This is a genomic window from Vibrio sp. AND4, assembly GCF_000171815.1.
Taxonomy (GTDB): domain Bacteria; phylum Pseudomonadota; class Gammaproteobacteria; order Enterobacterales; family Vibrionaceae; genus Vibrio.
The window spans coordinates 332,126-357,425 of the sequence record NZ_ABGR01000003.1; the positions used below are offsets into that span (position 1 = coordinate 332,126).

The window sequence follows — 25,300 nt, forward strand, 5'->3', positions numbered from 1 at the left end:
TAATCTGGACTATTTTTCTAGTTGTTCTATTTCGTTATAAAGATTGGAGATAGTTACCTCTAATTCCCGACTAGAGATTCGCTCAGAATCGGAAGAAACCAGAGGTGGTTCGTCATTCCAAAGTGCTTTTCTAAGCTGTTTAACACTCACTTGAGAGTTAAGCTTATCAACCGAAAAGTCATCTTCATAAACTGGTTCAAATAAAGACTCATCTGCTCGTTTTTTTTCTTCAAATTTCCGTTGTTTGTTTTCGTCTTTCCAAAGATAAAAATTCAGAGCTAAAATTGCTATAACTAATAACAAAATGAAAAATAAAGTTCTTTTAATAAAGTTTTTCTGTTCAGCTTCACACATAACTTTGTCAATATTTTCCAAGGTATTTTCTCCTGACTCCTTGCAATACCCCCTAAAGGACACACTAAAACATTGATGGCGGTGGTTCAGGGCATAAGATTTCAATATGAATGACAATCTAATAGATAGAAAAGTGTATTAATCGATACTATTGATATGAGACGCAATATATTTCACAAACTGTGATTATTACGATATTTTTTGGATCTGTGTCATAGATGACTATTGAAACTCAACACAATAAGCGGTCGGTTACTATTTTAAGACGCACGCTTATACTCACATATAAATAATGTGTAATGTTAATGACCGTGTGACTTGACAAGAAGATAAATTTATATCCGATTTCAGGCTTTGATCATGTGATAGAAATTATCAACCAATTCGTAGAAAGCACTCAAACCATAAACAAACCCACACACTCACCCCGCTGTATATTCACAAAAAAATGAACAAAATTGAATAGAACCATGAATGTAATATTGATTTTATATAAGTTGTTCACATTTTTCATGTGTGACTTTTGCTGAAAAGCAAGATTAATGTACGCTAGTTAATTGATAACAAAGAGGTTTATAAATAATACCAAATCATGTCTTACTACCAAGACATGATACTTGTCGATACAGGAATAGGAATGAAACTTACAGCACTACTACTTCTGGTGGTACTTTTTCCAACAACGGTCACAGCGGGTTCATTGATTTGTTCGGGAAAAGTGGAGCAAGTCGCTTACCATGGAAATAATAAATTAATGATAAAACTGAGCTCTATGAATAAAGCTGTTTTTTTTTGTGATCCAGGCTCAGATTGGAGAGTAACGGGTGAACCAAATCGTGTTATGAGCCCAGACACGTGTAAAGCAGTCTTTTCTATTTTCCTAAGTGCTCGATCTACAGGGGAAACAATAAACCGTGTGCATTTTGATGGTGACGATGTTCCAAAGAACTGTAGTTCGTTTGAATCATGGAAAAATGTATTTATTCGGTATGTCAATTATTAATAAAGAATCATGAAAAAAATAACACTTATTCTATTCACACTATTATCTTTTAGCTCATATGCTAATACATCAAAACAAATTATAAACCTCATACAGGTTGAGCATGGACATGTTTATATATTCAATTCTGGTTTCAAAAACACAAAGGACTGCGAACAATCAGGTGTGGTCAAGCTAGATAAAGACTTACCAGGCTTTAAAGAGATGTACAGCATGGCTTTGACTGCTTTCTCAGCAAAAATGCCTATTGGTTTTTGGATTTCTACCTGTGGGCGCAGTCCATGGGGATCAACTGTCCCTGTCGCCTATGTCAGTTATCTGTCTGAATAACTCTAGGAGTACTTAGCATGCTACGAATTATCATTTTATCTCTCTCATTGACCATATTCTCTACTTATGCTGCGGAAATTACAGTACATGGAAAAATAAAGTGGATTAACAACTGGCAAGGCCACTCAGGCTTCTTGGTTGCTTTAGAAGATATGTCAAGGACAAGCGGCATATGTAAACGAAACGACCAATATATTCTTCCTCAAAATCATCAATTCGCAAAAGAAAACTTTTCTATGCTGCTATCATCAAGAATAGCGGATAAGCCCGTGACTTTGGTACTGAGATCAGGTGACTGTTTAGAAGGTTTTATAAAAATAGCACATATCCGTATTTAACTTTACCGGAAGAGGGCTGAATAGCTCTCTTTTTTCTTTCCCGCCAATCCTTAAAATTGTTAGTTTGAAAACTAATCGAAATAACTCCCAGTAATACTCTCCGTAAGTAATAGTGGCATTTACACAACCCCTTTATTACACTAAGACGCCCAATTCAGCGACAAAAAATTTACATGTACTAATAGTGAGTCTTGGTACAACCAAAAGTAGGTACACAGGACTCCCTAAGTGTGCAAGCCTAAGGCGGTATAGTTAATCAGATGTGTTGTTCTGAGGTGCAATTGCGGGGGTATCTTGGCAAACGAGTCGCAATACTAGTGAACAAGCTCTCCACTCATTAGTAATAGAAAGAAGCCCCACAAGATACACCTCCGGGACTTCATATTCATCGCTTATTTTAAGCACTACTTCTTGATGTAGAGGTCCTTTGAGTAGATACGACCTTCTACGTTGTTTTTGGCAAAACCGCCAACCGTAGGGCGAACCAATCGCGCTTGCATGTAGTAGTAAATCGGTGCGATTGGCATATCCGCCGCCAACAATTGCTCGGCTTGATCGTAGAAACCTTGACGCGCTTTCTCATCGGTTGCGGCCAATGCACTGTTCAATGCGTTGTCATAAGCTTCGCTGCTGTAACGCGCAAAGTTACCAGTGGATCCAGAGCGTAGCAGACTCAAGAAGGTGGATGCTTCATTGTAATCGCCGCACCACGAGGCACGCATCACATCGAAATCCCCTTGCTTGCGTGCAACAAGGTACGATTTCCACTCTTGGTTTTCTAATTCAACTTTCGCGCCCAAGTTGTTCTTCAACATAGAAGCAATCGCCACCGCAATGGCCTTGTTCGATTCACTGGTGTTGTACAGCAATTTGAAATCCAGAGGTTTACTATCACCGTATCCCGCTTCTTTCAGCAGCTCACGCGCTTTTTCGTCACGCTGTTTTTGCGTCCATGTGCTGTATTCTGGCTGAGTCGCATCAAAGCCAGCCGTGTATTGATGCGCGAACGTATAAGCAGGCAGGTTCCCCACTTTCGTAACACCATTCGTGATCACATCACGCATCATCGAATACGACACGGCCTTACGAACTCGTTCATCATTGAAAGGCGGACGCGTGGTGTTAAACGCATAATAGTAAGTACAGAGCAATGGCACGACGGTATACGCTTGGTCATAATCCTTCTTCAACTTTTGCGCCATATGGGTTGGCACATCCGAGGTGATGTCCACTTCGCCGACGGCATAGCGGTTGATCGATGCATTTTGGTTCTCAAACGGAATGTATGTCACCTCAGTGAGTTGAGTGTCTGTGCTGTCCCAGTAGTTAGGGTTCTTTTTCAGTTCAATGCGCTCATTCACCACCCATTTATCCAGAACAAATGCACCGTTGCCAACAAACTGTTGCGGGTTACTCCACGGCTTATCACTGCTTTCAACCGTCGCTTTGTGTACTGGCATCATTGAGGTGTGGCCAGTCATAGCAACAAAGTACGATACCTTGCTATCAAGTTCGAAGCGCAGAGTATGTTTATCCACGGCTGTGATACCGAGAGCATCAAGTGGCTTTTTACCCTCTGCTACGTCGGCGATGTTTTTGATTTTGGTGAGTTTGAGATACCAAACATTAGGAGAAGCGGTTTTAGGATCTACCGCTCGACGCAGTGAATAGACAAAATCATCCGCTGTCACAGGATCGCCGTTCGACCATATCGCGTTTTTACGTAAGTGGAACACAAAGGTTTGGTTATCTTCCGTTTGCCAAGATTCCGCAACACCAGGAACGATATTGCCATCGCGATCTTGAATCACTAATCCCTCAAACAAATCACGGATGACATGCATCTCTGGCAATCCTTCGGCTTTTGCAGGATCTAACGTCGCCGCTTCAGCGTCGTTCGCTCTTACTAAATGTTGCTTGGCTGCCAATTGCACGCCATCGGGCAAGGAGTCAGCAAATGCAGAAGCGGACAAAAATGGGGTCAAGAAAGAGGAAACCAGCAACGCTGTTGAATGCTTTTTAAAGTCCATATCGTTTTTCGTTCTCCTAGCACGTCTTTGAAGCAGCGACCATAATCAATAATATAACTATCGGATTGGCAACAGTTTACAGTGTAAATGACAAACGAGGGTAGTCACGACTTTCATTCGCGAGTTCATGTAATCGCGAGCTCACTGTTTGAAGCTTGTTTATCTACAAATCAGACTAAACGAGTTTACCTAAATACGCATTACTAAAAACTGCTTACTCAAAACAACGCTCTCAAAAATTACCGCTTTAAAAGCCAATGATTCTGCATACGGGGGATGATTTTAAATAAGAGGATCAGTATGCGACGACATATTCTTCAGGGTTCGCCGCTACTTTGATTTCGTATAAGTTAAAACTAAACACACAGCCGCCGTGAGTACGCTTGGTCGTCACTTGTTCATCTCCAAACCGCACTGTAACACGAGTAAACACCCGTTTTTTGACCTCTACGACATTACTTTTTAGTGATGCCTCAAGTTCGTATTCAGCATCACCTAGCTGATTTCTCAGATCTTCAATACGGGTATTATTTTGTGTTTTTAGTGTTTTTAGTGTTTTTAGTTGAGCTTGTGCTTCGTCAGTGCGTTCTGGTACCGCGCGCTTTTTGAATTCCAGTTCCTTGCGAATCACATCCATTGTGTCTTCTTGGGCCGATCTGTATTTTTCTTTTAGGTGAGCAATACGCTCTTTATATACAGAGTAACGGGCGAAAGCCTCGACTTTTGTTGCAGTATCACCTTCTACCCCCAATTGTGAGCAGAGAACCTTGTTCCCAACTTTGGCTTCACCACCGCTTAAAATGCCATTTTTACCGTTAGTGTCGAGTACAGTCAGATTTCTCCCACATTCAATGTCGTTGTTCATACTGTGTACTGTCAGGTCGATATCTTCTCCTGCCTTGAGATCACTGTACTGAGCATAGCTAGCACGAATCGATTTTTTCGCCAGAACAAGACAGCTTTTAGACTTACCATCACTTACGGTATGGCCAATAATGCCTTTTGCCACTTGGATATCGCCCTCGGCTTGAACATCGGCAGATTCAATAAACCCACCAACAGTAATAGAACCTGTCGCCTTGACGATCATGCCAGATTCAATATTTCCACCAATGATGACATTACCTTTAAACGAAACGTGCCCTGTATTCACTCCCACATTGTTTAGAAACAGAGCATTATCGACTTCAATAGTATTGCCCTTAATAAGTGGTGTACCAGATACAGAAGCAATCAAAAGGTTAGGATCAACTTTGCAAATTTCTGTTCCTTTACCTGGATTGATAGGCGTGTCTTCACCTGCAGCAGCAGGGATAACTCGCCCCAGTACAGTAAAACCGGGAATGCCGCTAGTGGCTGGCGTTCTTCGCATAACCTCATCACCAATATCAACGGTAATGGTTTCACCCAGATTGCGTAAATCAATCTTATCGCTGGTGGTTTGGCCCTCTTTCGGTTTCAAGATACGTTTGGTAACGTCTTTTACTAATGGCGTAAAGATAGCGTCTTGGCCTTTGCTTGGTTGCTTACCCAGAGCAACGGGTTGTATGAAGATTTCCCCTGGCTTAAGTTGACTACTGACAACCAAGACTTTTTTAAGAGCCAACTTGTTGATGCCTTTCAATACTCTCGCAAGAGCAAGCGCTTGAACGATCTCAGGGCCACGTAAACCACGGCCACCGTACGCTCCGGTTACTACCATACTAGCCAGCATATCCGTGTTTGATAGTTCAACCTCTACTTGAGCATTCTTGACTTGTGCCACAGCAATGCCTTCATAAGCTTCAGCTTTGCGTTCTCGAGCACATCCAATGAATCGAATGACTTCATTTTCATCCACAAACGTCCGGCTTGCATTTATCGCTTTAAGAGACTTTGGCAATTCATTTTGATTTAGATCTCTTACCGGCTCAGCACCTTTAGGTAAGCGGGCCAAAACCTTCGTTTTGTCTTTCGACCATTCAAGACACATATTCCACATAACAAATCCATATGCTACTGATCACCTAACAAAGTCTAACCAAAATCATTTTCTGAACAAACCTCTCAATTCTAAGAGTCTGAGTCACGTCACTAAAGGGATAAGGTTTTTCTTGAGGTACATATAAAATTTGTAAATCCAGTTTTAATTTAGTTTTTGGCTATAACGTCTGCCCCACTCGAATACATGATGAATACAGTTTGGAAAAAGAGATGACATGTGCGACAGAGATTTGAGCTCGATATCTATTCCTTAAGTAACTCAGCACTTCGGTTACGTGTAAATGGATACTTAGGTTTACATTGTAAATTCAGCACACCGTTTATCCTGACCATAGATATGAGCTGAAAATGTAAAAAAGGGAATTTACAGTGTAAACTCCCTCCTTGCGTGTTTATATTTTAGTGTAAATTGTCGCCCTGTTTACACTGTAAATTTACCGATTAAAACTTGCAGTTCACTTCTAAGCTGCGCTTCTACTGACTTTCTCCCCGGTAATCCATACTGCTTAGCACAATCATTCCAACTTTTGTTTAAGAATACTTTGCTGATCATCAGGTCAGAGGCTTGAGCTAAACCATGCTGTAGCAACCATTGTTGAATCCAAATGGATACAGATTCAAAGCTGTTGCCGCCGTGGGCGAAATTCTCAACTAATGTGTATTTCGTCGAATGTAGATGACCATTTGATGCCTCGAGCGGTAAAAGCGTGCGCATTAAACTTGGTTCTAACTTAGGGTGAGAAACCGCAGCACTCAGTGGCAACAGTTCGAGAAATAACGATTTTGCATCATCTATCCATACCTGTTTTTTTGCCCCCCGTTGACGAACCATCAACAACGAGTAACAACCACTAGCTGCATCTCGCGAGCTTCCAAGACGAATAGGTTCGAAACCAGATTTCTTCCAGAAGGTAATCAGTTCTGGCGTAGCGCCAAAGCTGGAGGACAAATAAGAAATGTGAGCCGGTGTTATTTCTTCTAACTGCTCTATCATTTGTTGACCAAGCCCCAGCCCCTGCAAATCGGGATGCACCGCAATTCGCATAATGCGTAAAGTAGACAGAGCACCAACATTTGAATAACCAAGTTGATTAATAATGGTCACTGGCGCCAAATGTCCTTTTGGACGTCGTTTGCCAAGCTGTATGTCTTTAACCAAATTAGAATCAAGGTCGCCCTCTTCCACCGTTAACATCACTCCAACGACTTCGTTCTGGATTTGCGCAGCATAAATTTGGCAACGTTTATCTTGCAAAAGTTGCAGTAAATCATTTGGTGAGGTTTGATAGTGTGCATTCACGAGTAACGCGAAGCAGGTTTTCAACATGGAAGGATTAGAAATCAATACTGACTTACTGAGCTTGATAAATGAAATGTCACCAAGCACAACAGGTTGACTCGCCGTAAGTTCAGCGTCCAATAGAAACGCTTGATAAAGCCATGCTTCTAAATTATCGGTTGTCGCCCATCGAATAGGTTGTTGCAGATGACACTGCCTCATTCCAGCCCTTTGCTTTTGTAACCAATCCATAAACTTGAGCGTAAAACCACGGCCACAACCTTCATAACCATGAATGGTGGTAGAGAATACGAGGCGATGATATTGTTCAGTGATCTGCTTGAGCATGGGGACAGGAAGGGCAGCCGCTTCATCAACCAACAACAGATCGCACTCAGGCAACGCTGAAAGCAGTTCATCTGGCGCGATAAACTGAATGTAACCCTGCCCTGCTTCTAATCGATCCCTCTTAACGCGCAGTGCGGTTGGGAGTACCCTTGACGCATGATGATAAATCGGTTCAACAGCTTTGATACTGGGTGCAGTAACAAGGATACGCAGCGTTTTTTTCTCAAGAAGCTGTGCGCATGCAATTCCAAGCGCGCTGGTTTTGCCACGCCCACGATCAGCGGTCAATACTAAAGGGCGTTTTCGATGCCCTGTCACCACTTTTTTGATGAGAGAAACCGCCTCAGTTTGCTCTCTGAACTGGTATTCTTTTTCCGCAGAATCAACTTCTGGTAATTGAGGCAATGGTAAGGTCTCATCAATCACGGTCAGCTGTTGCCATTGTGTTTGCATCCACCGCTCGGATTCACCGCCATTTTTTTCTTTACTCGCAACCACAATCAATAAACCTCCACCAACGAGCGCACCGAGAGCCGAGGAGAAACTATTGGCATCTAGTGTTTTCCTTGCGTCAAACAGCAGCACATCACATTCTCGACCGAGCAACGTATGGCCTTGTTTGGCATTAACGCAGTGAGCATTATCGAGTTGCCATTCACCGACGCAGAACCACGTCTGGTGTTGTTGGGTTTGATAAAAGTCGGCAATCAAGGCATTTTGCCAATCGGCATCACCATAAATAACCACACCATTACGCTGAAAAGCTTTGTAAGAAAGGAGTTGTAGCAGAGAGAGAAATTCAGATTGTTCGGGCATCACGTCTATCCAAATATTGAACTAACGCCATGTTATCACATCTCGACTCACTGACACTTCACCAAACTGCAAACATAAAAAAACCGCCCTGAGGCGGTTTAAAAAATAAAAGATTGTTATTTCAATTTACTTTCCACAAAAGCAAGAATGTCTTCCACCATACTGTCGTCTATCTTCTTTAAATTCAAAGCAAGGTTATTTCCTTTGCGGCTATAGCTTGCACGTCCCTTAATAAGATCAACTTTTTCGGCTTTCTTGGTTGGTTTAGCTGGCACTAATTCCATAATCCAACTCTCGATACTTTCCGTTACTTCTTTGGTAAGACGAGCCACGCCCTGAGCATTGCTACGCTGCCATAAATAGCCTTCTGACGTCCGACATTTATCCAACAAGTTTTGTTGCTGTTCACCACTTAACGCCGAGAATTGTTTATGCAGCTTAACAATAGTTGGACGACCAAGATCACCAACATTTGGATAAGCCTGAAGGAGTTCAAGCGGCAATGCTGCGGCTTTTAATGCACCACTCACCAGAGCTTCACTGCATTGAAATATTTTCGCTAGCGCTTTTTGATCTTCCGCTTCACCATTTTCAAGCTTAGCCTGCATCTCTTTACCTTTCTCATAGAGAGATAGTGGCTTGTGCGCATTAGCAACATCGGATAGGAACTTAGCATGATCAGTGTTGATGTTATCACCAACATAAATCAAGAAATCCTGTCCTGCTAAAATACAAGACATTCGACGACGGCTACCGTCTAGCACTTCAATCTTGCCATCTTCAGTGCGGCGACCAACCGCAGGATACTGTTGGCCACGCTCTTTCAGCGTCACCAACACATCAGACAAAGCGTGCTCGTTAAGGAATGATTGCTCACGAGCGTTTTCAGCAAACACGCAGGTGTCTGTCGCCACCTTACCCGCTGGTATTCGTACTAGCTCAAATTGAACCGTATTCTCGCCCGCAACGGCCAGTTCAATAGTTTGAGCTTTGTCTTTTGCCGCCGTTTGCGCCTCTTGAGGTGTCGCAACACGACGCTTATTGGTTTTACCAAATAATTTCGCGTTTAATTCAGACGTTTTCAATGCCATATATTCATTACCCCTGGTTCAGTGACGGCCAGTTAGAGTGCAGCACGCGCTCTAGTTCCAACGCACTCTTTTGCACCGCATCTTGTGCTGTCGCAAGTGTTTTCTTACCACCTTCAAAATCACCTACCGTCAAGTCAAATACTGTACTGTAGGTGTCAGCACAAGTTTCAAATGCACGGCTACGAGGAATCGTGGCCATCATTACTTGATCACCGAGAAGATAGTTCATTTCAGTTAGAACGGAAACTTGCTTCTTGTTGTCATCTTCAAACATAGTAGGCATAAGACGAACGAACTCAAGACCATTCCAATCTTCAGGGAACATCTCGTAGACCGTTGGCAAATGTTGGAAGAAGTTTACTGTTGACGCCCAGTCAAGACGCTTCGCTGCGCAAGGGATCAATAATGCGTTCGACGCATACATTGCGTTCCATACAAGCGGGTCAACGTGTGGGCCAGTATCAATCATAATGACATCAAAATCATTCGCAATCTTATCAATTAACTGCTCTTTCAGCAGGCGAACAATGTCTAGCGATGGATCTTCAGATAGCGTTTGCCACGCTTCTGCGTTGAACATTGCGTCTTCTGGAAAAGCAGAGATCGATTTCAAGTTCGGGTATTGTGTCGGCAGCAGCACACTCTTATGCAGAAACTCACGGTCAATTTCAATACCATCCGGAACATTGCCGAGCATAATATCAACCGCAGAATAGATGTTATCATGCTCTGCTACGCTAATTTGTGGATTCAAGAAAAGGCGCAACGAGCCTTGGGGATCTAAGTCAATCAAACAAATACGGTAGCGTTTATCCAAGTTTAGCGCCAAACAAGCCGCTAAATGAACCGCAGACATTGATTTTCCCGTACCACCCTTTTGGTTTTGTACGTTAATGATCCAAGGTTTATTCTCAGAGTTCTTTTTACGCTCATGAAACTTTGGCACCTCAGCCGCATCCATCAGCATGTGTGCTTCTTCAAGTGTGATCGAATAATGGTTGGCATTGTTCTTCGTAAATTGATGACCTTCAGCCTCCATCTTACTGATAGCATCGTCAAGTTTACGACGAGTTAAACCTGAGCGCGTCTCCATCATTGCCTTAGACATTGGAGGAAAGTAGTTATCACTGCGTTCTTCCAAAACAATCTCAATACGGTCAGCTTGAACTTGTTGGGTAAGTTCAGCTAACTCTTGAAGATTTTCAATCGTTGTTTCTCTTTTCATGCCAAATTCCGTTGAAAGGATATCTAGCCATAATTGTACAGCATTAAAACTCAAATACAACAAAAAGGTGCACGTACATTTTGTATTGTAATCACATAAAAAAACCCAAAAAATCAATTTAAATGGCAAACATCTAAAAAAAGCGAAGAAATATAATTAAATTAACGTGAGTTTACAGCTACAAAAAACGAAAGAATTAAAAAGTTACAGCATCACTTATTTACAATGTAAATCAAAAAACACCGGAACGATTATAACGTTCCTTTAAATTACGGTTAGTGTTAGATGAATTTAATATTTGATGCTCGCCAAAAAAATCTATTTACAGATGCCTAATTTGACCAGCTTGATCATGCGTCCGGCAGATTTAAGCATACAAAACGAGCAAATTCGTCGAAACGATGATCAAGGTAAATCATGGTCATGCTTACAGTTGAAAGCAGCAATTCGAAAGCATGATCAAGGTGATGACTCGACTTTGCTCAGAACACGGCGATTTTTCAATATGATCAATATACCGGAAATATGATCAAGTGTGTTTTTGTCACGGAAGCATGCTTTTTAACGCTCAAGTTACGGTCGAGTGCAGACAGACCGGGGGATAGAGACTAAATAAGGTATAAAATCGTGGAACGATGAAAATAAACTGAAAACGGAATGGAGAATCTACTATCATGATCATGCTTCCGTTAATATCTGAGAGGCTCATAAAAGTAGCTTACCCAATTGAAAATGAAGCAGGACGACAACTTCGCACAATTTATACGCACAGTCAGACAATAAATAATGAAAAGCCAGTTTCTTGATCATCGTTCCGGATGAAAACAGCGTTGTTTTACCCAAACAAAGGCGGTTTTTTTACATCATCTCCCCAATATCTGTGGATAAGCTGTACAAACATGATGATCATTGATTCAAGACCTTTTTGATCACCTTTTCAGAAACTTAATGATCATGCTTACGTGACTTTGTGATCATGCTTTCTCACTCTAGTTGATCATCTTTTCGTGTTGGGTATGATCATCGTTCCGTATTGGCACTTAAATATAATTCTTAAAAACAACAACTTACACACAAAAGAACAGCCAGATCATTAGATCATATAATCATTTAAGATCAATTTAATCAAAAGATCAGTTATTTAAAAAACCAAGATTTTTTCTTTATTTATGATCTGTTTTTCTTTATTCTTCGGAACTATAGCAAAACTACGGCTAGTGTGACCTGGATCTAAAATGACCGCTGATGAAAAAATTCTGATTAAAGCGCCGAGGAGCCACAAAGATGGGCACCTTTTTGAGGTACACGAATCTTCCGCTGATTGGGTAGAGCAATACCAACACTTTAAGGGCGTTACCAAAAGTATTTTAGAACTGCTTAATCTAATTTCTTTACGAGGTTTCAGTAGCAAAGATGGTTTGGTATCAACGACAGAAATCGTGGAAGCAACTGATGGACAACTGACTAGAGCAGCATTACAACAACGCTTACGAGCAGCGGTTAACATCGGTTTATTTACTCAAACACCAGTGCGCTTTGAAGAAGGCCTTGCTGGTAAGACTATGCTGCACAAGTTCGTAAACCCAAATCAGCTTATCTCTGTATTAGGCGCCACCAGCTTAGTAACGGAAAAAGTTCGTCAGAATGAAAAACAGAAGCGCTCTAAAGCACTAGCACAAACTCAAGTTAACAAGCGTCTGTTGAACGAACATGGTTTGAATACGCCGCCAATGATGATGGACGAGGCGGATCAATTTGTTGTTTCACCGACTAATTGGGCAGGGATCATCGACCAAGCTTTAGCCCCACCACGTACACGTAAAAGTTATCAGAAATCCTTGGTATCGATCTCTGGTACTAAAGCTGTGATCGAGACACGATCGTCAAAAAATATCATGACAGTTGATGATCTGATGACTTTATTCGCCTTGTTCACATTGACTGTTCAATATCATGATCATCATAAAGATCAGTATCATTTGGATGCAGCACATGTTCCAAATAAAACACCACTGTACATTACGGACATCTTGTCATTGCGTGGCAAGAAAGACAGCGGGCCAGCACGTGATTCCATTCGAGACAGCATTGATCGTATCGAGTTCACTGATTTTCAACTGCACGAGCTCACAGGCCGTTGGCTAAGTGAAAACATGCCAGAAGGTTTCAAAAGTGATCGTTTCCGTTTTATAGCGCGGACCATTACCGCATCAGAGGAGGCGCCAACAGAAGGTGCTGACGGTGAAATTCGTATTAAACCAAACCTATATATTCTGGTTTGGGAACCATCGTTTTATGAAGAGCTTCTTACCCGCGATTATTTCTTCTTGTTTCCACCTGAAATTTTGAAGCAGCACACTTTAGTATTCCAGTTGTACTCATTTTTCCGAAGTCGCATGGTCCGCAAACACACGGATTGTATGTTACTGAGCGAATTAAACCAAAAATTAGCACGTAACATTGAATGGCGTCGTTTCTCAATGGATTTGATCCGCGAGCTGAAACGATTATCGAATGGCAAGGGGAAAGAGGATCTTTTTGTGGTGAACCTGTGGGGTTATCACTTAACAATTGAGACCATGACTGATAATGGCAAGGTGATGGATTATCAAGTCGACATCAAATGTGATGTTGAAGAAGTGTTGCGTTACTCACGTGCTCGTATGACCAACGCAGGAAAGCGTAATATGGCTCCTACGCTGCCAAACCCACTTCGTAATGAGATGGTTACCCGTCAGCAACTAGACGAGCTGTCAGGCATCATAGACGGCGAATTTGAGCCTATCCAACGTAAAGCTCCGTCTCCACGCGGTAATTTGGGCCGCCGAGTGAAGCAGAAAAAACACTTGGTCGAGATCAACGCGGATGAGATAACCATTACTCTATCCAAATATACCTCTCCAGAGGCCCTAGAACGCAGTATAACGGCTTTATCGGCGATGACAGGGCACACGTATGCCTCCATCAAAGAAGAGTGTTCTGATTACATAGACAAGCTTGATTTCTTAAGAGTAGGGGATGAACCTTTGCCTTATGAAACCTTGAGTAAAATAGTAGAACTGTTTAATGGCCAAAATTCGGTCAAACATTTAACCATAGAGCGCCTGATTGCTGGTTTGGCCGTTCGTCGAAAAGTGTGTCGCCAAATTTATGAGGGGCATATGGACGACGTTGTATTAAGAGCACTTGATGAAATGGCGATGTGATATCAATCAATTGGATGCTTTTAGGCAATAAATGTGAGTTAGCGTTGGAATGTTACAAATAATGACTTTGATAAAAATCATACCTAACTCTTACAAACCACTGACATTGCCGTTGTTAGTGCAAACTAAAATTCGAACCGAATAGACAACCTTTTGTCCTTTCTGATGATTAATAGATTGGCTCATACTGTTACATTTATCCTGAATAGATTTCGCGAGTTTCTTCCTAAGAAACTCGCTTTTTTTTATTCAAAACTCCAGACTTCGCCTCCCACCAAATCAATCTTGCGCAGGTAGGAAAGTTTGATCATCTTTCTGGATTAATAACATGCCCCTTGATCATGCTTCCTATTTTATACCAACCTGACGTACGTCTGCCTGATCATTAAATTCATCAGCTGAGTACAACTTAAGCGGATCGGATCATCCAGCTTGTGTTTATGAACATCCGGTTATGGACATGGTGGGCCGTGATTAATGGTGCCTCAAGTTCTTGGAGATAATAAAAATGAGAACTGGATCGGCTTACTTTTTGGTGGGTAAATTTCAGAATCTAAACGCTAAAAATCTGGTTGGCAAAGACTAAATGATGGTTCTGTCGATGAGTTTATGAAAGGTCGAAAGAGTTCACAATTCTTCACCGTTTTTCTTACCTCTGTCACTGTGCTTTGCTATAGATCTGTCATCAAACACTTGGTGTGTTCGGAGGAAATATGTCTATTAATTCTATCGATCATGAAGAGATGAGTAATATCGCTCATAAATGGGAACTCCCAGAAGAAGAAGAAGTTGTTTTGAGGCCAAACAAAATGGTGAAATCTGCTGAGGCAAGACGTCGTATTGAGACATTGCGTGAAATCCGTGAGAGTGGCTTGAGTATCGAAGAAGCAAGAGAACTAGGCCTATTTCACTAATTTTGAACTGCAGAAATCAACGCTAGGGTAGTCATAGTACTGCCCTTTTTTATACACAAGTGACTGCAATGACACGCTCCCTAAGGGGCCTCTTCGCAAATAGTGAGGGTCTTGGTCTGCCGATTCTTGATTAAGAACCACTAGACCTTTATATCGATGCCCCGTCTGTAAACCAAGTCGTTCTCGCTCAATCACGCATCTCGAGCTTAATTGGGTATATACCCATGGTTTGACTTTCTAACCCTATGTTACTAGCTTTTATGTCAATGAAATATGCCTTTTGTTGATTATTAGATTGTATTTTTAGGAGCACGATTATGGTTGATCAGATTCTTTTCTATGAACCCGGTGAGCCCCATGGGTTCCTCTCCAATTTTTGCCAAGTTCCTATCAGGATCGCCACTCAGTCTTGGCCGACCAGCGAGCATTATTACCAAGCTCAAAAATTCAGCGATGTCACTCTGCAAGACAAAATTTTCTCTGCAAAAAGTCCTGATGAAGCGTTTGCCCTAAGTCGGAAGTATCAACACTTAGTTCGTGATGACTGGAATGACGATAAGCTCTCTGTTATGGCATTTATCGTGCGTGAGAAGTTTCTGCAAAACCCTCCGCTTGCTGAGCTATTACTACTGACAGGGAACGCTTGCCTGAGTGAGCATTCTCATAAAGATGCATTTTGGGGGGATGGTGGTGACGGTTCTGGTGAAAACCATTTAGGTGAGATCTTAATGAATGTTCGAGCCGAGCTAAAGCATATTGAGGTCGGTCAATCCGAATGCTTGCGCAATAAAGCCGAACTCTCTAATTAATTTGCGACCTGAATCCCGCTTATAATTGAGAACAAAGCAGGTCAAGGGCACTCGATATTTGGGCTAGGGTACACTTACAAAGTTTGCACCTTTAGTTGATTAAGCATAATTTATTAGATGAGGCAAATCACCGGATGTACTTTCTGATTATTTCGTCGATTTGACCTGAACTTTTTAGTTGCTCTAATTGGTTGTTAATAAAGCTTTGCACCCTTGGGTCCATCTCTGGAGAGAAAGCGAGATAGATGGCGTAGTCTGGGATGACAGAGCTGAAAGATTGAATCTGGAAGTCTTCCATTGATAGCCCTAAACGATTTATGTTGTATACCACTCGTGATTCCATTTCGACAAACGCGGTGTCGTCAGGGGTTCGTTGTAACACGCGATAAGCGGCAGCATAGTCTTTTACGCGCATTTCTTTTAGAGAACCATTTTCAAATAAGGCGCTGAGGTTAGGATAATCAAAGCCGAGTAACAGTACGATAGAGCGCCCCTGTATATGCTGAATATTGCTAAATCTAAATGGCACTTTACTGCTGGATACTAAGACGTGTTTTACAGTGTAAATAGGTTGCTTAGATAGGTTTTCAGATTGAACCTTTCCCCATTTTGGACTGCCATAAGTCACCCAGTTTTCCTCACCGCCAGCCTCAAGTACTGAAATCATGCGCTTAAATGGGTAAGTATGGTATTTCAGCTGATAATCGGATTTCGCAAAGATAGCATTAATAATGTCCGTTACAATTCCTGAGTGCTGTTCACCTTGCTGTTCTATTTGAAATGGTCTGGCTTGTTCAGCAATTACGTAATAATTAATTTCCTCAGCCATAGGATATGAGCTTAAGGCAATAAAAACAAAGCCTAATCCTCTTAAGATTCCTTTCATCCTAACCTCGATTATTGTCGTTACCTGACTATATTTATAGTAGCGTATGTTTTAAGGGAGCGATTTCATATGGCGACAAAAGAACGAACGCAACGTCGATTGAGTATTGGTAATCAGCTGATCCTCGCAATCTTTGTGCTGAGTTTAATCTTTACCGTAATTATGTCTTCCATCAGTTTGTATCGTGACTTCAACGATGATCTCGCTCGTTTAAATAAAGAACTTGAACAGGTGAAGAGCAGTTACCTTTCCAGCTTTTCTGCCAGTTTGTGGGTTGAAGATAGGGATTTGTTACGTACTCAGGCGGAAGGGGCAATGCGTTTGCCATCTGTGGATTATTTAAGAATCGCGACGTCAGATGAAGTGATCGTTGAGTTAGGAGGCGCACTAACTGAAGAGCGGATTGAGCGCAATTGGGCCTTACAATATAACGTGGGGGGAAAAAGCTATAATCTTGCTGAAGTAACCGTGCAGTCAGATCTTACCTCTGTTTATCAGGGATTATGGCACTCGTTCTTCTTTTTAATGGTTGCCGAAGCGATCAAGACTTTCTTGCTTATTCTAGCGGTTTTGTGGGTTACGTTTCGTCTGATAGTGAAACCACTACAGTTGCTCTCTGGCGCAGTGAGCGATTTCAGTGGGGGCTATGTTCCAAGTAAAGTACAGCTACCGAAACGGTGGTTCTTCGATGAAGTGAGTTTATTGGAGTATAAATACAATCTAAGTGTTGAGCGTGTGAGAGAGCGACAAGTCGAAATAGAAGAAGCACGCGATAAAGCCGAAGTTGCAAACCGTAAAAAGAGTGAATTTCTTGCCACTATGAGTCATGAAATTCGTACACCGATGAATGGTATAGTTGGTATCGCTTCTTTACTCAACGATACCAAACTTGATAAGCAACAAAAAGACTTGGTTAATGTGATTAATAGCTCCTCTCATTCGCTGATGGTTATCATCGATGATATTCTCGATTTTTCTAAAATTGAAGCGGGTAAGATTGAACTGGAAGTCACCCATTACAATCTATTCGATCTACTTTCTGAAGTCGGACGTCTTCACACTGTCAAAGCCCAGCAGAAAAGCTTACAGCTGGTTTGTGATATCGATCCTCAATTACCGTTAGAAGTCGAGGGAGATGTTGGCAGACTCAAACAAGTGTTGAACAATCTTCTCACTAATGCGGTTAAGTTCACTGAGCGCGGATACGTTAAGTTGCTCGTTTCGCAAGTGAGCAGGAGGGGGCGGGTAGCAAACGTGCTTTTTCGAGTCGTTGACTCTGGTATCGGCATCGCCAAAGAAAACCAACAAGCGGTATTTGAAAAGTTTCAGCAAGCCGATGGCAGCACAATGCGTAAATACGGTGGTACGGGTTTGGGCTTAGCGATTTGCAGCAGGTTGATAGAAGTGATGGGCGGCAAGATCCTCCTGACTAGTGAGTTGGGGTTGGGCAGCTGTTTTGAATTCACAATTCCACTCAATATTGTCAGTGATAAGACAATCAGTCCTCAAAAGCCAAATGTGTTTGATTTTCCTAATGCCAGTAGCAACGCTACCACCTCATGTCACAGTACATTAACTAAAGATGAGGGAAAACCTTGGATATTGGTGGTTGAAGACACAGCCGTGAATCAGAAAGTTGTACGCATGATGCTGGAAAAGATTGGAATGCGGGTAAACGTTGCGGAGCACGGCGAAAGCGCACTCCGACAATGCCAAACTGATCAATTCGATTTGATTCTAATGGACTGTCAAATGCCCGTTATGGATGGATTCATTGCCACCGAAAATATCCGCAAGATGGGGGAGTGGGGGAGGAAGGTTCCCATCATTGCTCTTAGTGCAAATGTTATTAAAGAAGATCAACAACGCTGCTTTGAAGTTGGAATGAATGAGTTTGTGGCTAAACCAGTGACGAAAGCGTGTTTGCAGAAAATCTTTGAGCGATATCTACAAAGGCCCCAGCACACACGATCGAATCCCAAACAAGCAACTTGAAATTGATCAAGTAAAGTGTGTTTCACTTCTTAAAAGCCAAATCTATGTGCTATAGTTCACGGCTAGTATTTATCAAAGTACCTTGAGGCTGTGAATGTCGTTTAATCTATCCTTGTTACCGCCAGACGAGAAAAACAAAATCGAACTTGATAAACAAGCGTCGTTTTTGGTTTGGAAGCTTAAAGAAGCGAAGTCGGGCCCAGAGGTGATAGCAGAACAGCTGTCTAAGATTAACGACACTGACGAGAAAGCATTTTTTCAACAGGCGGTCGATAAGTACAAACGAGTGATGGGTGTCGTTTAAGGCGAAACGTGGCTCTGGTGTAAACCACAGCATCGAATGAGGTTTCCTCCCCATTCCTTTGCAGAGTGCAAGGTAAAACATGTCACTCTTTGCTAAAATCCTCCGCATTAAATTTGAATTTAGAGAGACATCCCGATGGGAAGAAGTTTTGAAGTGCGCAAAGCCTCTATGGCGAAAACTGCAGGCGCAAAAATTAAAGTTTATTCCAAATACGGTAAAGAAATTTACATGTGTGCAAAAAACGGTGGTGGTGATCCTGACATGAATTTGTCTTTGAAGCACCTGATCGCAAAAGCGAAAAAAGACCAAGTTCCTGCACACGTTATCGATAAAGCGATCGATAAAGCCAACGGTGGCGGAGGTGAAGATTACACTCCAGCACGTTACGAAGGCTTCGGCCCTGGCGGTACAAGTGTGATCGTAGACTGTCTAACAGATAACGGTAACCGTACTTTCCAAGACGTTCGCCAATGCTTTGTTAAAGTAGGTGCGAAAATTGGTGTTGAAGGTTCTGTTTCTCATATGTTCGATCACCAAGCAGTATTCCAGTTCAAAGGTGATGATGATGAAGTCATTCTAGAAACGCTAATGATGGAAGATGTGGACGTGACAGACGTTGAGCTTGAAGATGGCGTTATCACAGTATTCGCACCTCACACTGAGTTCTTCAAAACAAAAACGGCGCTTAACGGTGCATTTCCAGATCTGACGATCGACGTTGAAGAAATCACATTTGTTCCGCAAACTCACACGCCAGTAGCGGGTGAAGACGCAGAGAAATTCCAGAAGTTCCTAGACCTTCTCGATGACTGTGACGATGTTCAGCAGGTATACCACAACGGCGAACTGTAATTCGGTTTCCAGTTGTAAAAAAGGCTTCCTTCGGGAAGCCTTTTTTGATCGTATTTGTAACATTTTGAATTATGTCGCCTTGGATACTTAAGTATGGCGATACTTGGAGTAACACAGCGACATGATCACACCAAAACAGATGCCTTGAGTCAGCATTGCCGTACCGCCGTAGCTGACCCTAAAAAGCGGGGGAAGTTTAAGTCAGTGGTTCTCTAACGGCAATCGAGTCAGCATTTTCAAACTCACCGTTACCCCAACAGTAACCATCACCGTTAACTCCAATATGTAGCATATTCTCTCTTGCATATTTAACAAGATTAAACATATATTGAGCTCCAAGATTCGTTAAATCAATGGAAAAGTTTAATTTCTCACCATCACAGCCTTCTGCGCGAATATCTTCCCCGTAATCAGTATTAAGTTGAAAAGTGACTCTGTCTTTTTCAGCAACAAACTCTGTGATCGTTCCCAATTGATAGGAACCTGCGAAAACTGAACCTGCAAACACTGATGTTAAAGCGATGGCAAATTTCTTCACAAAAAACCTCATATAATATCCTTTATAAAATTAGATGCATAAGGTAGTCGTTCCTTTTAAAATGGTAAAGGATAATCTGCCAGCAGAATAATACGCATCACAAAATAATAAAAAATCTTTCTTTTTAATTGCTTAACTAATTTTTCTGAAATGAAACTGAATACACATATATCGCAGTATTAGATGAACCATAAGCTAAGATACCTACTGAATGATTAAAAGATTAGATGGCAATGTAATTACAACGGCGGTAAAAGCCAATGAGGTGTCTTTATGAATTTTAACGATGAGTATTACAGTAAAACCAATGGCAGAGTGGGCTCCACTATAGGTCGACCTAAAATCAATAGTTGCTGGGAAAATTGGGTCTGTAGCCAGTAACAAAACTTTCCATTTCTGTTGAAATAAACAAAAACGGCGCTTAGCGGTGCATTTCCAGATTTGACGATCGACGTTGAAGAAATCACATTTGTTCCGCAAACTCACACGTCAGTAGCGGGTGAAGACGCAGAGAAATTCCAGAAGTTCCTAGACCTTCTCGATGACTGTGACGATGTTCAGCAGGTATACCACAACGGCGAACTGTAATTCGGTTTCCAGTTGTAAAAAAGGCTTCCTTCGGGAAGCCTTTTTTGATCGTATTTGTAACATTTTGAATTATGTCGCCTTGGATACTTAAGTATGGCGATACTTGGAGTAACACAGCGACATGATCACACCAAAACAGATGCCTTGAGTCAGCATTGCCGTACCGCCGTAGCTGAAGAACGGCAGCGGGCTGCCCATTACGGGCAACAAGCCACTTACCATACCAGTGTTGATAAAGGCGTAAAGGAAGAAGCTCATTGCTAACGTGCCGCTTACCAAGCGACTGAAGAAATGCTCGGATTGGCATGCGAGCAGCATGACACGCGCCGTAATAAACAAATACAGTGTCAGTAGCCCCACACAACCAATAAAGCCCCATTCCTCTGCATAGGTTGAGAAAATAAAGTCGGTATGACTTTCCGGAATAAAGCCTAACGTGCCTTGAGTGGCGTTCGTCCAACCTTTTCCTTTCATACCGCCAGAGCCAATTGCAATCAATGATTGAATGATTTGGTAGCCTGAGCCCAGTGGGTCCGATTCTGGGTGCAAGAATTGTGTTACACGGCTTTTTTGATACGTTTCCATCACAAAGAACCACAAGATGGGGATCAATGTCAGAATACTGGCCAGAAAACCGCTGATTATCTTCCAGCTCATGCCTGCAAAGAAGAGTACAAACAACGCGTAAATCACGGTGAAAATTGCGCCATCCAAGTCCGGTTGTAAAGCAATTAAGCCTGCAGGAATGAGAGTAACCAGTAAGCAGAGGGTGATTTTGCGAATACCTGGCCGTCCACCTTCAATATGCAGCATCCACGCGATGATTATGGGAATGGAGAGCTTGATCAGCTCTGAGGGCTGAAAGCGAAAGAAGCCGATATCAAGCCAGCGTTGTGAGCCATTGGTACTATCGCCAAACAAGGCGACTGCCGCTAACAGGGAAACCGCCACTAGGTATAAATACGGCGCAGAACGTTGATAACTGGACGCAGGGATCGATGACATGACCAAAATACAGATCAATGTTAAACCGCATCGAGCGAGGTGCTTAAAGAGCATCGCTTGATTGAACCCACTGGCACTCCAAAGAGTGAGCGAGCTCAATAGCATGATAGGAATGATCGCCATCAGCAGTGGCAAATCAATCCTAGGGAAGAAATGCTTGTTCATCTTCTACAACCTAAAAGCGCCCCAATGCGGGGCAAAAACAACCAGAGCTCTACGAGCTCAAACTATTCCGATTAAGGAGCTAATTTGGAAATAGCAGACACTATACAAAGTCGTGCAGAGAGGAGTGCGCGACGCTGCCTGTTATTGGTAAGCCGACCTGAAAAGTCGAGGAATGGATCAATACACTAGGTTGAGATTTTTCGCCACACTTTTTGTAGGGTTGAAGTGGGGGTTTTTATAGGCAGCGCAATGCAGAGAGGGTGTATCCTGTGCTTATTCGAGGATTGTCACTTTCTCGATAATGATGGGATCGCATGGCACGTCATCGTGACCAAGCTTAGAGGTCGTGTTCACTTTCGCGATGCGATTTACGACATCCATACCCGCAGTCACTTTACCAAACACCGCGTAACCCCATCCCAGATTGGTGGTTGCGGTGTGGTCTAGGAAATCGTTGTCTGCCAAGTTAATGAAGAACTGTGCCGTTGCAGAGTGCGGTGCATCGGTACGCGCCATTGCGATAGTGCCAATGGTGTTCTTTAGACCACGGTTTGCTTCATTAGCGATCGGTGCTCGCGTTGGCTTTTCTGCCATGTCTTCGGTGTGACCACCACCTTGGATCATAAAGCCGTCGATAACGCGGTGGAAAATGGTGCCGTTATAGAAGCCATCCTCACAATATCTTTTGAAGTTCTTTGAGCTAACTGGCGCTCGGTCTAAGTTCAGCTCAATTTCTATGTCACCGAAATTGGTGGTCATTATTATCATGTTGTTTGCTCTTGGAGGGACTAATTAGCTTCAGGATAGCGTTATTTCAGCTTAACAGAAACAAAAACAGCGACGTTTTGGCGTCGCTGTTTGAAAGAAGATTTTGCTAGGAGGCCTTTAAACTGTAAAGCGACCAACCAAGTTGTAAAGTTCGTTGGCTTTGTGGTTGAGGTTACCACTGCCTGCTCGGTTTTGATTTGCCAGATGCGCTGATTCACTACTTTGTTGAGAGATCACCTCAATGCGTTGTGAAATTTCTTGCCCAACTTGGCTTTGCTCTTCGGTTGCCGTAGCGATCAGTGTGTTCATGTCCATGATGTTAGCAATCGCGGCTTGGATCTCCTGCAGCGCAGAGGAGGCGGCGCGAGCTTCTTCCACCGTGGCTTCACCACGCGCTTGGCTTGACCCCATCGCTTTCACCGCGGCATCTGAACCGGACTTCAATTGCTCAATCATCTGATGGATCTCGCCTGTGCTGTCCTGTGTGCGGCTGGCCAACTTGCGAACCTCGTCGGCAACGACGGCAAACCCCCGACCTTGATCACCTGCACGCGCCGCTTCGATAGCCGCGTTCAGTGCGAGTAAGTTAGTTTGCTCTGCAATGTCTTGAATCACCTCTAGCGAAGAAGAAATGTTTTGTACATCACTCTCTAAACGAGAAATTACTGTACTGGCTTCTGAAACCTCTAGAGCAAGAGCTTCAACAGAGTTCGCTGCAGAATCAACTATTTGCTTCGCTTGTTGCGAACTTTCGTCGGCGTCTTTAGCTGATTGCGCGGCTTGATTTGCATTGCTTGAAATTTCGTGTGCCGTGGCGGTCATTTCTGTCATTGCAGCGGCGACTTGCTCGGTTTCTTCACGTTGACCAGAAGCGAGCTTATCCACCTGCGAAGCGCGCTGCGACATGTGGTTGGTTTCTGATACAACTTCTTGACCGACGAAGCTGACGTTTTTGATGATGCTTTGTAGGCTCTCGACAAAGGTATTGAAATTACGGCTAAGCTGGGCGAATTCTGGAACGCTGGATTTGTTCATGCGGGCGGTTAAGTCTGCGTCACCCTGTGCGAAAGAGTGAATCGATACATCAAACTGCTCAATAGGCCTCATGATGCTGCGATTAACAAATACGGCGAAGATCGCCACGACAGCAGTAATTAAAAAACAGAACAAAGTGATTGCCGTCAGGGTGGTGTTCAGTGCTTGGTGCGCCGCATCTTCCATATTTGCTGCGATAGCGTCGATATCATCAGTGTAAAAACCTGTACCCAATATTACATCCCACTCCGGGATAAAGACTGAGTAGCTCAGTTTCGGCAATGCTTTAGTTTGGCCGAGTTTTGGGAAGTAATACGTAGTGAACTCACCAGTCTTGGCATTTTTAAGTAAATCCTGAATCAGGTAATTGCCTTGTTTATCCTGCAAATTAAAGAAGTTCTTGCCGACGCCTTTGGTGTTTTTCCCAGTCACGACACGAACGCCTTTTGAATCGTAGCCAAAAATGTAACCGGTCTGACCAAACTCAAGCTGCTGTAAGATGGGTAATGCTTCTTCAAACGACGCGTTTTGTGCGATTAGCGGCTCAATAGCGGAGCGCGCCAACTGGACATAGTTTTTGAGCTCGGCCTTTTTCATTGACATCATTTGGCTTCGAGTCTGCTCAATTTCTTGCTGATTGTAGGCGGTGGTTTTTAGATAGGTGAACCACATCATCCCTATTGCCATGGTTAAAATGGGAATGATTGATAGGATATATAGTCTTTTTCTGATCGTCAGGTTCATAGTGACGTCCTTATCTCGGCGCATTATAAAACAGAGCAAATCATTAAATTTGCTCGATAAATGTGTTAGTCCTTGTTGTTGTACTTAGAGATTAACCGAGATGCGCGATCAGAAATACAGGTAGTTTATAAATCTAGACTAAGGTCGTAGCATTTCAAAGCAGGATCACATTTAACGTGAACAAGAACGGCTATTGCAACGTGAAATGCCCGTTAGCCAATAGGATATGCGATATCGATTCTTGGCGAATTTAAGATAAAGCCAGTCGGCAAGAGGTTTGACTATGCGCCAACGCAGCGGAGCGTATAGCCAACCGCGGCCGACCAGTTGCCACGCTCGATGAGTAACATCTAGCCCGAGCAGGACTTCACCTCTCTCGTTTAGGGCATGCAAAATTGTATTGGCTTGCTCTGCATCTATCTGTGGGTAACCAGAAAATGTGTCGCTGTAGATGTCGATGGTTTTGATTTGCTGTTTCGTATCACGCAACTTTAGTGCTTGCATCTCTTTCGCGCACAAAGGGCAGGTGCCATCGTAAAACACGGTGAGTTTGGTCATGTTTAGTTCCGCTGTCTGCTTTTTTACTCTCTTACGCGATCATTTTTCCTTTAGTTCATCACTTTGCAGGTTATGCCGCCAAATATTATGGATCAAGCCAAACTTGAGGTGCTCCGCATTTTTATTTATTGTGGTT

Annotated in this window: 20 protein-coding genes and 2 pseudogenes; 10 read left to right on the forward strand and 12 right to left on the reverse strand. The window is 42.7% G+C overall.

Features of this window, described 5'->3' with window-relative positions:
• Positions 1–9: 9 nt before the first annotated feature.
• Positions 10–375 (reverse strand): hypothetical protein, encoded by a 366-nt coding sequence (locus tag AND4_RS06635; RefSeq protein ID WP_009842166.1) that lies wholly within the window; start codon positions 373–375, stop codon positions 10–12.
• A gap of 616 nt (positions 376–991) precedes the next feature.
• Between AND4_RS06635 and AND4_RS06640 the strand changes: the two genes are divergently transcribed.
• From AND4_RS06640 to AND4_RS06650, 3 genes are read left to right on the forward strand one after another with little or no spacing between them, the layout of a single operon-like run.
• Entirely contained in the window at positions 992–1,357 is a 366-nt protein-coding gene (locus tag AND4_RS06640; protein WP_009842167.1) for a hypothetical protein, read from the forward strand.
• Between the two features lie 9 nt (positions 1,358–1,366).
• Positions 1,367–1,687, forward strand: a complete 321-nt coding sequence (locus AND4_RS06645; protein ID WP_009842168.1) for a hypothetical protein — start codon at positions 1,367–1,369, stop codon at positions 1,685–1,687.
• Positions 1,688–1,704: 17 nt separating this feature from the next.
• Complete coding sequence (locus AND4_RS06650; RefSeq protein ID WP_009842169.1) at positions 1,705–2,025, forward strand: hypothetical protein; 321 nt, start codon at positions 1,705–1,707, stop codon at positions 2,023–2,025.
• Positions 2,026–2,429: 404 nt separating this feature from the next.
• On the opposite strand, the gene AND4_RS06655 is transcribed toward AND4_RS06650, so the two are convergent.
• The 5 genes from AND4_RS06655 to AND4_RS06675 all read right to left on the reverse strand — a co-directional run bounded on the left by AND4_RS06655 (position 2,430) and on the right by AND4_RS06675 (position 10,797).
• Positions 2,430–4,055 (reverse strand): ABC transporter substrate-binding protein, encoded by a 1,626-nt coding sequence (locus tag AND4_RS06655; protein ID WP_009842170.1) that lies wholly within the window; start codon positions 4,053–4,055, stop codon positions 2,430–2,432.
• A 295-nt stretch (positions 4,056–4,350) separates the two neighbouring features.
• Positions 4,351–6,036 (reverse strand): FapA family protein, encoded by a 1,686-nt coding sequence (locus AND4_RS06660; RefSeq protein WP_009842171.1) that lies wholly within the window; start codon positions 6,034–6,036, stop codon positions 4,351–4,353.
• 423 nt (positions 6,037–6,459) lie between these two features.
• Positions 6,460–8,481, reverse strand: a complete 2,022-nt coding sequence (locus tag AND4_RS06665; RefSeq protein WP_009842172.1) for a GNAT family N-acetyltransferase — start codon at positions 8,479–8,481, stop codon at positions 6,460–6,462.
• A gap of 116 nt (positions 8,482–8,597) precedes the next feature.
• Positions 8,598–9,572: a ParB/RepB/Spo0J family partition protein gene (locus tag AND4_RS06670; RefSeq protein WP_009842174.1), complete on the reverse strand. Its 975-nt coding sequence runs from the start codon at positions 9,570–9,572 to the stop codon at positions 8,598–8,600.
• A 7-nt stretch (positions 9,573–9,579) separates the two neighbouring features.
• Positions 9,580–10,797, reverse strand: a complete 1,218-nt coding sequence (locus AND4_RS06675) for an AAA family ATPase (protein ID WP_009842175.1) — start codon at positions 10,795–10,797, stop codon at positions 9,580–9,582.
• Between the two features lie 1,235 nt (positions 10,798–12,032).
• Between AND4_RS06675 and AND4_RS06685 the strand changes: the two genes are divergently transcribed.
• From AND4_RS06685 to AND4_RS06695, 3 genes and pseudogenes are all read left to right on the forward strand, one after another.
• A complete protein-coding gene (locus AND4_RS06685; protein ID WP_009842177.1) occupies positions 12,033–14,003 on the forward strand; it encodes a replication initiator protein RctB domain-containing protein in 1,971 nt (656 codons plus the stop codon).
• Between the two features lie 713 nt (positions 14,004–14,716).
• Positions 14,717–14,917 (forward strand): hypothetical protein, encoded by a 201-nt coding sequence (locus tag AND4_RS06690; RefSeq protein ID WP_009842178.1) that lies wholly within the window; start codon positions 14,717–14,719, stop codon positions 14,915–14,917.
• A 317-nt stretch (positions 14,918–15,234) separates the two neighbouring features.
• A pseudogene (locus tag AND4_RS06695) lies at positions 15,235–15,678 on the forward strand (NADAR family protein); the annotation flags it as partial.
• A gap of 175 nt (positions 15,679–15,853) precedes the next feature.
• On the opposite strand, the gene AND4_RS06700 reads toward AND4_RS06695, so the two are convergent.
• Complete coding sequence (locus tag AND4_RS06700) at positions 15,854–16,612, reverse strand: transporter substrate-binding domain-containing protein (RefSeq protein WP_009842180.1); 759 nt, start codon at positions 16,610–16,612, stop codon at positions 15,854–15,856.
• A 69-nt stretch (positions 16,613–16,681) separates the two neighbouring features.
• Here AND4_RS06700 and AND4_RS06705 point away from each other — a divergent pair, with 69 nt between their 5' ends.
• From AND4_RS06705 to AND4_RS06715, 3 genes are all read left to right on the forward strand, one after another.
• Positions 16,682–18,607, forward strand: coding sequence for an ATP-binding protein (locus AND4_RS06705; protein ID WP_009842181.1), 1,926 nt, complete (start codon positions 16,682–16,684; stop codon positions 18,605–18,607).
• 94 nt (positions 18,608–18,701) lie between these two features.
• Positions 18,702–18,911 (forward strand): DUF3283 family protein, encoded by a 210-nt coding sequence (locus AND4_RS06710; RefSeq protein ID WP_009842182.1) that lies wholly within the window; start codon positions 18,702–18,704, stop codon positions 18,909–18,911.
• Between the two features lie 135 nt (positions 18,912–19,046).
• On the forward strand, positions 19,047–19,763 hold the full coding sequence (locus AND4_RS06715) for a YebC/PmpR family DNA-binding transcriptional regulator (protein ID WP_009842183.1): 717 nt from the start codon (positions 19,047–19,049) through the stop codon (positions 19,761–19,763).
• Positions 19,764–19,959: 196 nt separating this feature from the next.
• Here AND4_RS06715 and AND4_RS06720 read toward each other — a convergent pair whose 3' ends face one another.
• Complete coding sequence (locus AND4_RS06720; protein WP_144017043.1) at positions 19,960–20,301, reverse strand: hypothetical protein; 342 nt, start codon at positions 20,299–20,301, stop codon at positions 19,960–19,962.
• Between the two features lie 408 nt (positions 20,302–20,709).
• On the opposite strand from AND4_RS06720, the pseudogene AND4_RS19445 reads away from it, so the two are divergent.
• A pseudogene (locus tag AND4_RS19445) lies at positions 20,710–20,889 on the forward strand (YebC/PmpR family DNA-binding transcriptional regulator); the annotation flags it as partial.
• An 87-nt stretch (positions 20,890–20,976) separates the two neighbouring features.
• Here AND4_RS19445 and rodA read toward each other — a convergent pair.
• The 4 genes from rodA to AND4_RS06740 all read right to left on the reverse strand — a co-directional run bounded on the left by rodA (position 20,977) and on the right by AND4_RS06740 (position 25,164).
• Positions 20,977–22,059: a rod shape-determining protein RodA gene (gene rodA / locus AND4_RS06725; protein ID WP_009842186.1), complete on the reverse strand. Its 1,083-nt coding sequence runs from the start codon at positions 22,057–22,059 to the stop codon at positions 20,977–20,979.
• Between the two features lie 273 nt (positions 22,060–22,332).
• On the reverse strand, positions 22,333–22,827 hold the full coding sequence (locus tag AND4_RS06730) for a peptidylprolyl isomerase (RefSeq protein WP_043991511.1): 495 nt from the start codon (positions 22,825–22,827) through the stop codon (positions 22,333–22,335).
• Positions 22,828–22,944: 117 nt separating this feature from the next.
• Positions 22,945–24,606 carry a methyl-accepting chemotaxis protein gene (locus AND4_RS06735; RefSeq protein WP_009842188.1) on the reverse strand — a complete coding sequence of 554 codons (1,662 nt, stop codon included), beginning with the start codon at positions 24,604–24,606 and terminating at the stop codon, positions 22,945–22,947.
• Positions 24,607–24,777: 171 nt separating this feature from the next.
• Positions 24,778–25,164, reverse strand: coding sequence for a DUF393 domain-containing protein (locus AND4_RS06740; protein ID WP_009842189.1), 387 nt, complete (start codon positions 25,162–25,164; stop codon positions 24,778–24,780).
• Between the last annotated feature and the right edge of the window lie 136 nt (positions 25,165–25,300).

Bases quoted from the DNA above. Each gene is read 5' to 3' on its own strand.
- AND4_RS06700 (WP_009842180.1), bottom strand. From the start codon at position 16,612: ATGAAAGGAATCTTAAGAGGATTAGGCTTTGTTTTTATTGCCTTAAGC.
- AND4_RS06660 (WP_009842171.1), bottom strand. From the start codon at position 6,036: ATGTGGAATATGTGTCTTGAATGGTCGAAAGACAAAACGAAGGTTTTG.
- AND4_RS06645 (WP_009842168.1), top strand. From the start codon at position 1,367: ATGAAAAAAATAACACTTATTCTATTCACACTATTATCTTTTAGCTCA.
- AND4_RS06665 (WP_009842172.1), bottom strand. From the start codon at position 8,481: ATGCCCGAACAATCTGAATTTCTCTCTCTGCTACAACTCCTTTCTTAC.
- AND4_RS06655 (WP_009842170.1), bottom strand. From the start codon at position 4,055: ATGGACTTTAAAAAGCATTCAACAGCGTTGCTGGTTTCCTCTTTCTTG.
- AND4_RS06715 (WP_009842183.1), top strand. From the start codon at position 19,047: ATGGGAAGAAGTTTTGAAGTGCGCAAAGCCTCTATGGCGAAAACTGCA.
- AND4_RS06730 (WP_043991511.1), bottom strand. From the start codon at position 22,827: ATGATAATAATGACCACCAATTTCGGTGACATAGAAATTGAGCTGAAC.
- rodA (WP_009842186.1), bottom strand. From the start codon at position 22,059: ATGAACAAGCATTTCTTCCCTAGGATTGATTTGCCACTGCTGATGGCG.
- AND4_RS06640 (WP_009842167.1), top strand. From the start codon at position 992: ATGAAACTTACAGCACTACTACTTCTGGTGGTACTTTTTCCAACAACG.
- AND4_RS06705 (WP_009842181.1), top strand. From the start codon at position 16,682: ATGGCGACAAAAGAACGAACGCAACGTCGATTGAGTATTGGTAATCAG.
- AND4_RS06690 (WP_009842178.1), top strand. From the start codon at position 14,717: ATGTCTATTAATTCTATCGATCATGAAGAGATGAGTAATATCGCTCAT.
- AND4_RS06685 (WP_009842177.1), top strand. From the start codon at position 12,033: ATGACCGCTGATGAAAAAATTCTGATTAAAGCGCCGAGGAGCCACAAA.
- AND4_RS06710 (WP_009842182.1), top strand. From the start codon at position 18,702: ATGTCGTTTAATCTATCCTTGTTACCGCCAGACGAGAAAAACAAAATC.
- AND4_RS06735 (WP_009842188.1), bottom strand. From the start codon at position 24,606: ATGAACCTGACGATCAGAAAAAGACTATATATCCTATCAATCATTCCC.
- AND4_RS06675 (WP_009842175.1), bottom strand. From the start codon at position 10,797: ATGAAAAGAGAAACAACGATTGAAAATCTTCAAGAGTTAGCTGAACTT.
- AND4_RS06740 (WP_009842189.1), bottom strand. From the start codon at position 25,164: ATGACCAAACTCACCGTGTTTTACGATGGCACCTGCCCTTTGTGCGCG.
- AND4_RS06650 (WP_009842169.1), top strand. From the start codon at position 1,705: ATGCTACGAATTATCATTTTATCTCTCTCATTGACCATATTCTCTACT.
- AND4_RS06670 (WP_009842174.1), bottom strand. From the start codon at position 9,572: ATGGCATTGAAAACGTCTGAATTAAACGCGAAATTATTTGGTAAAACC.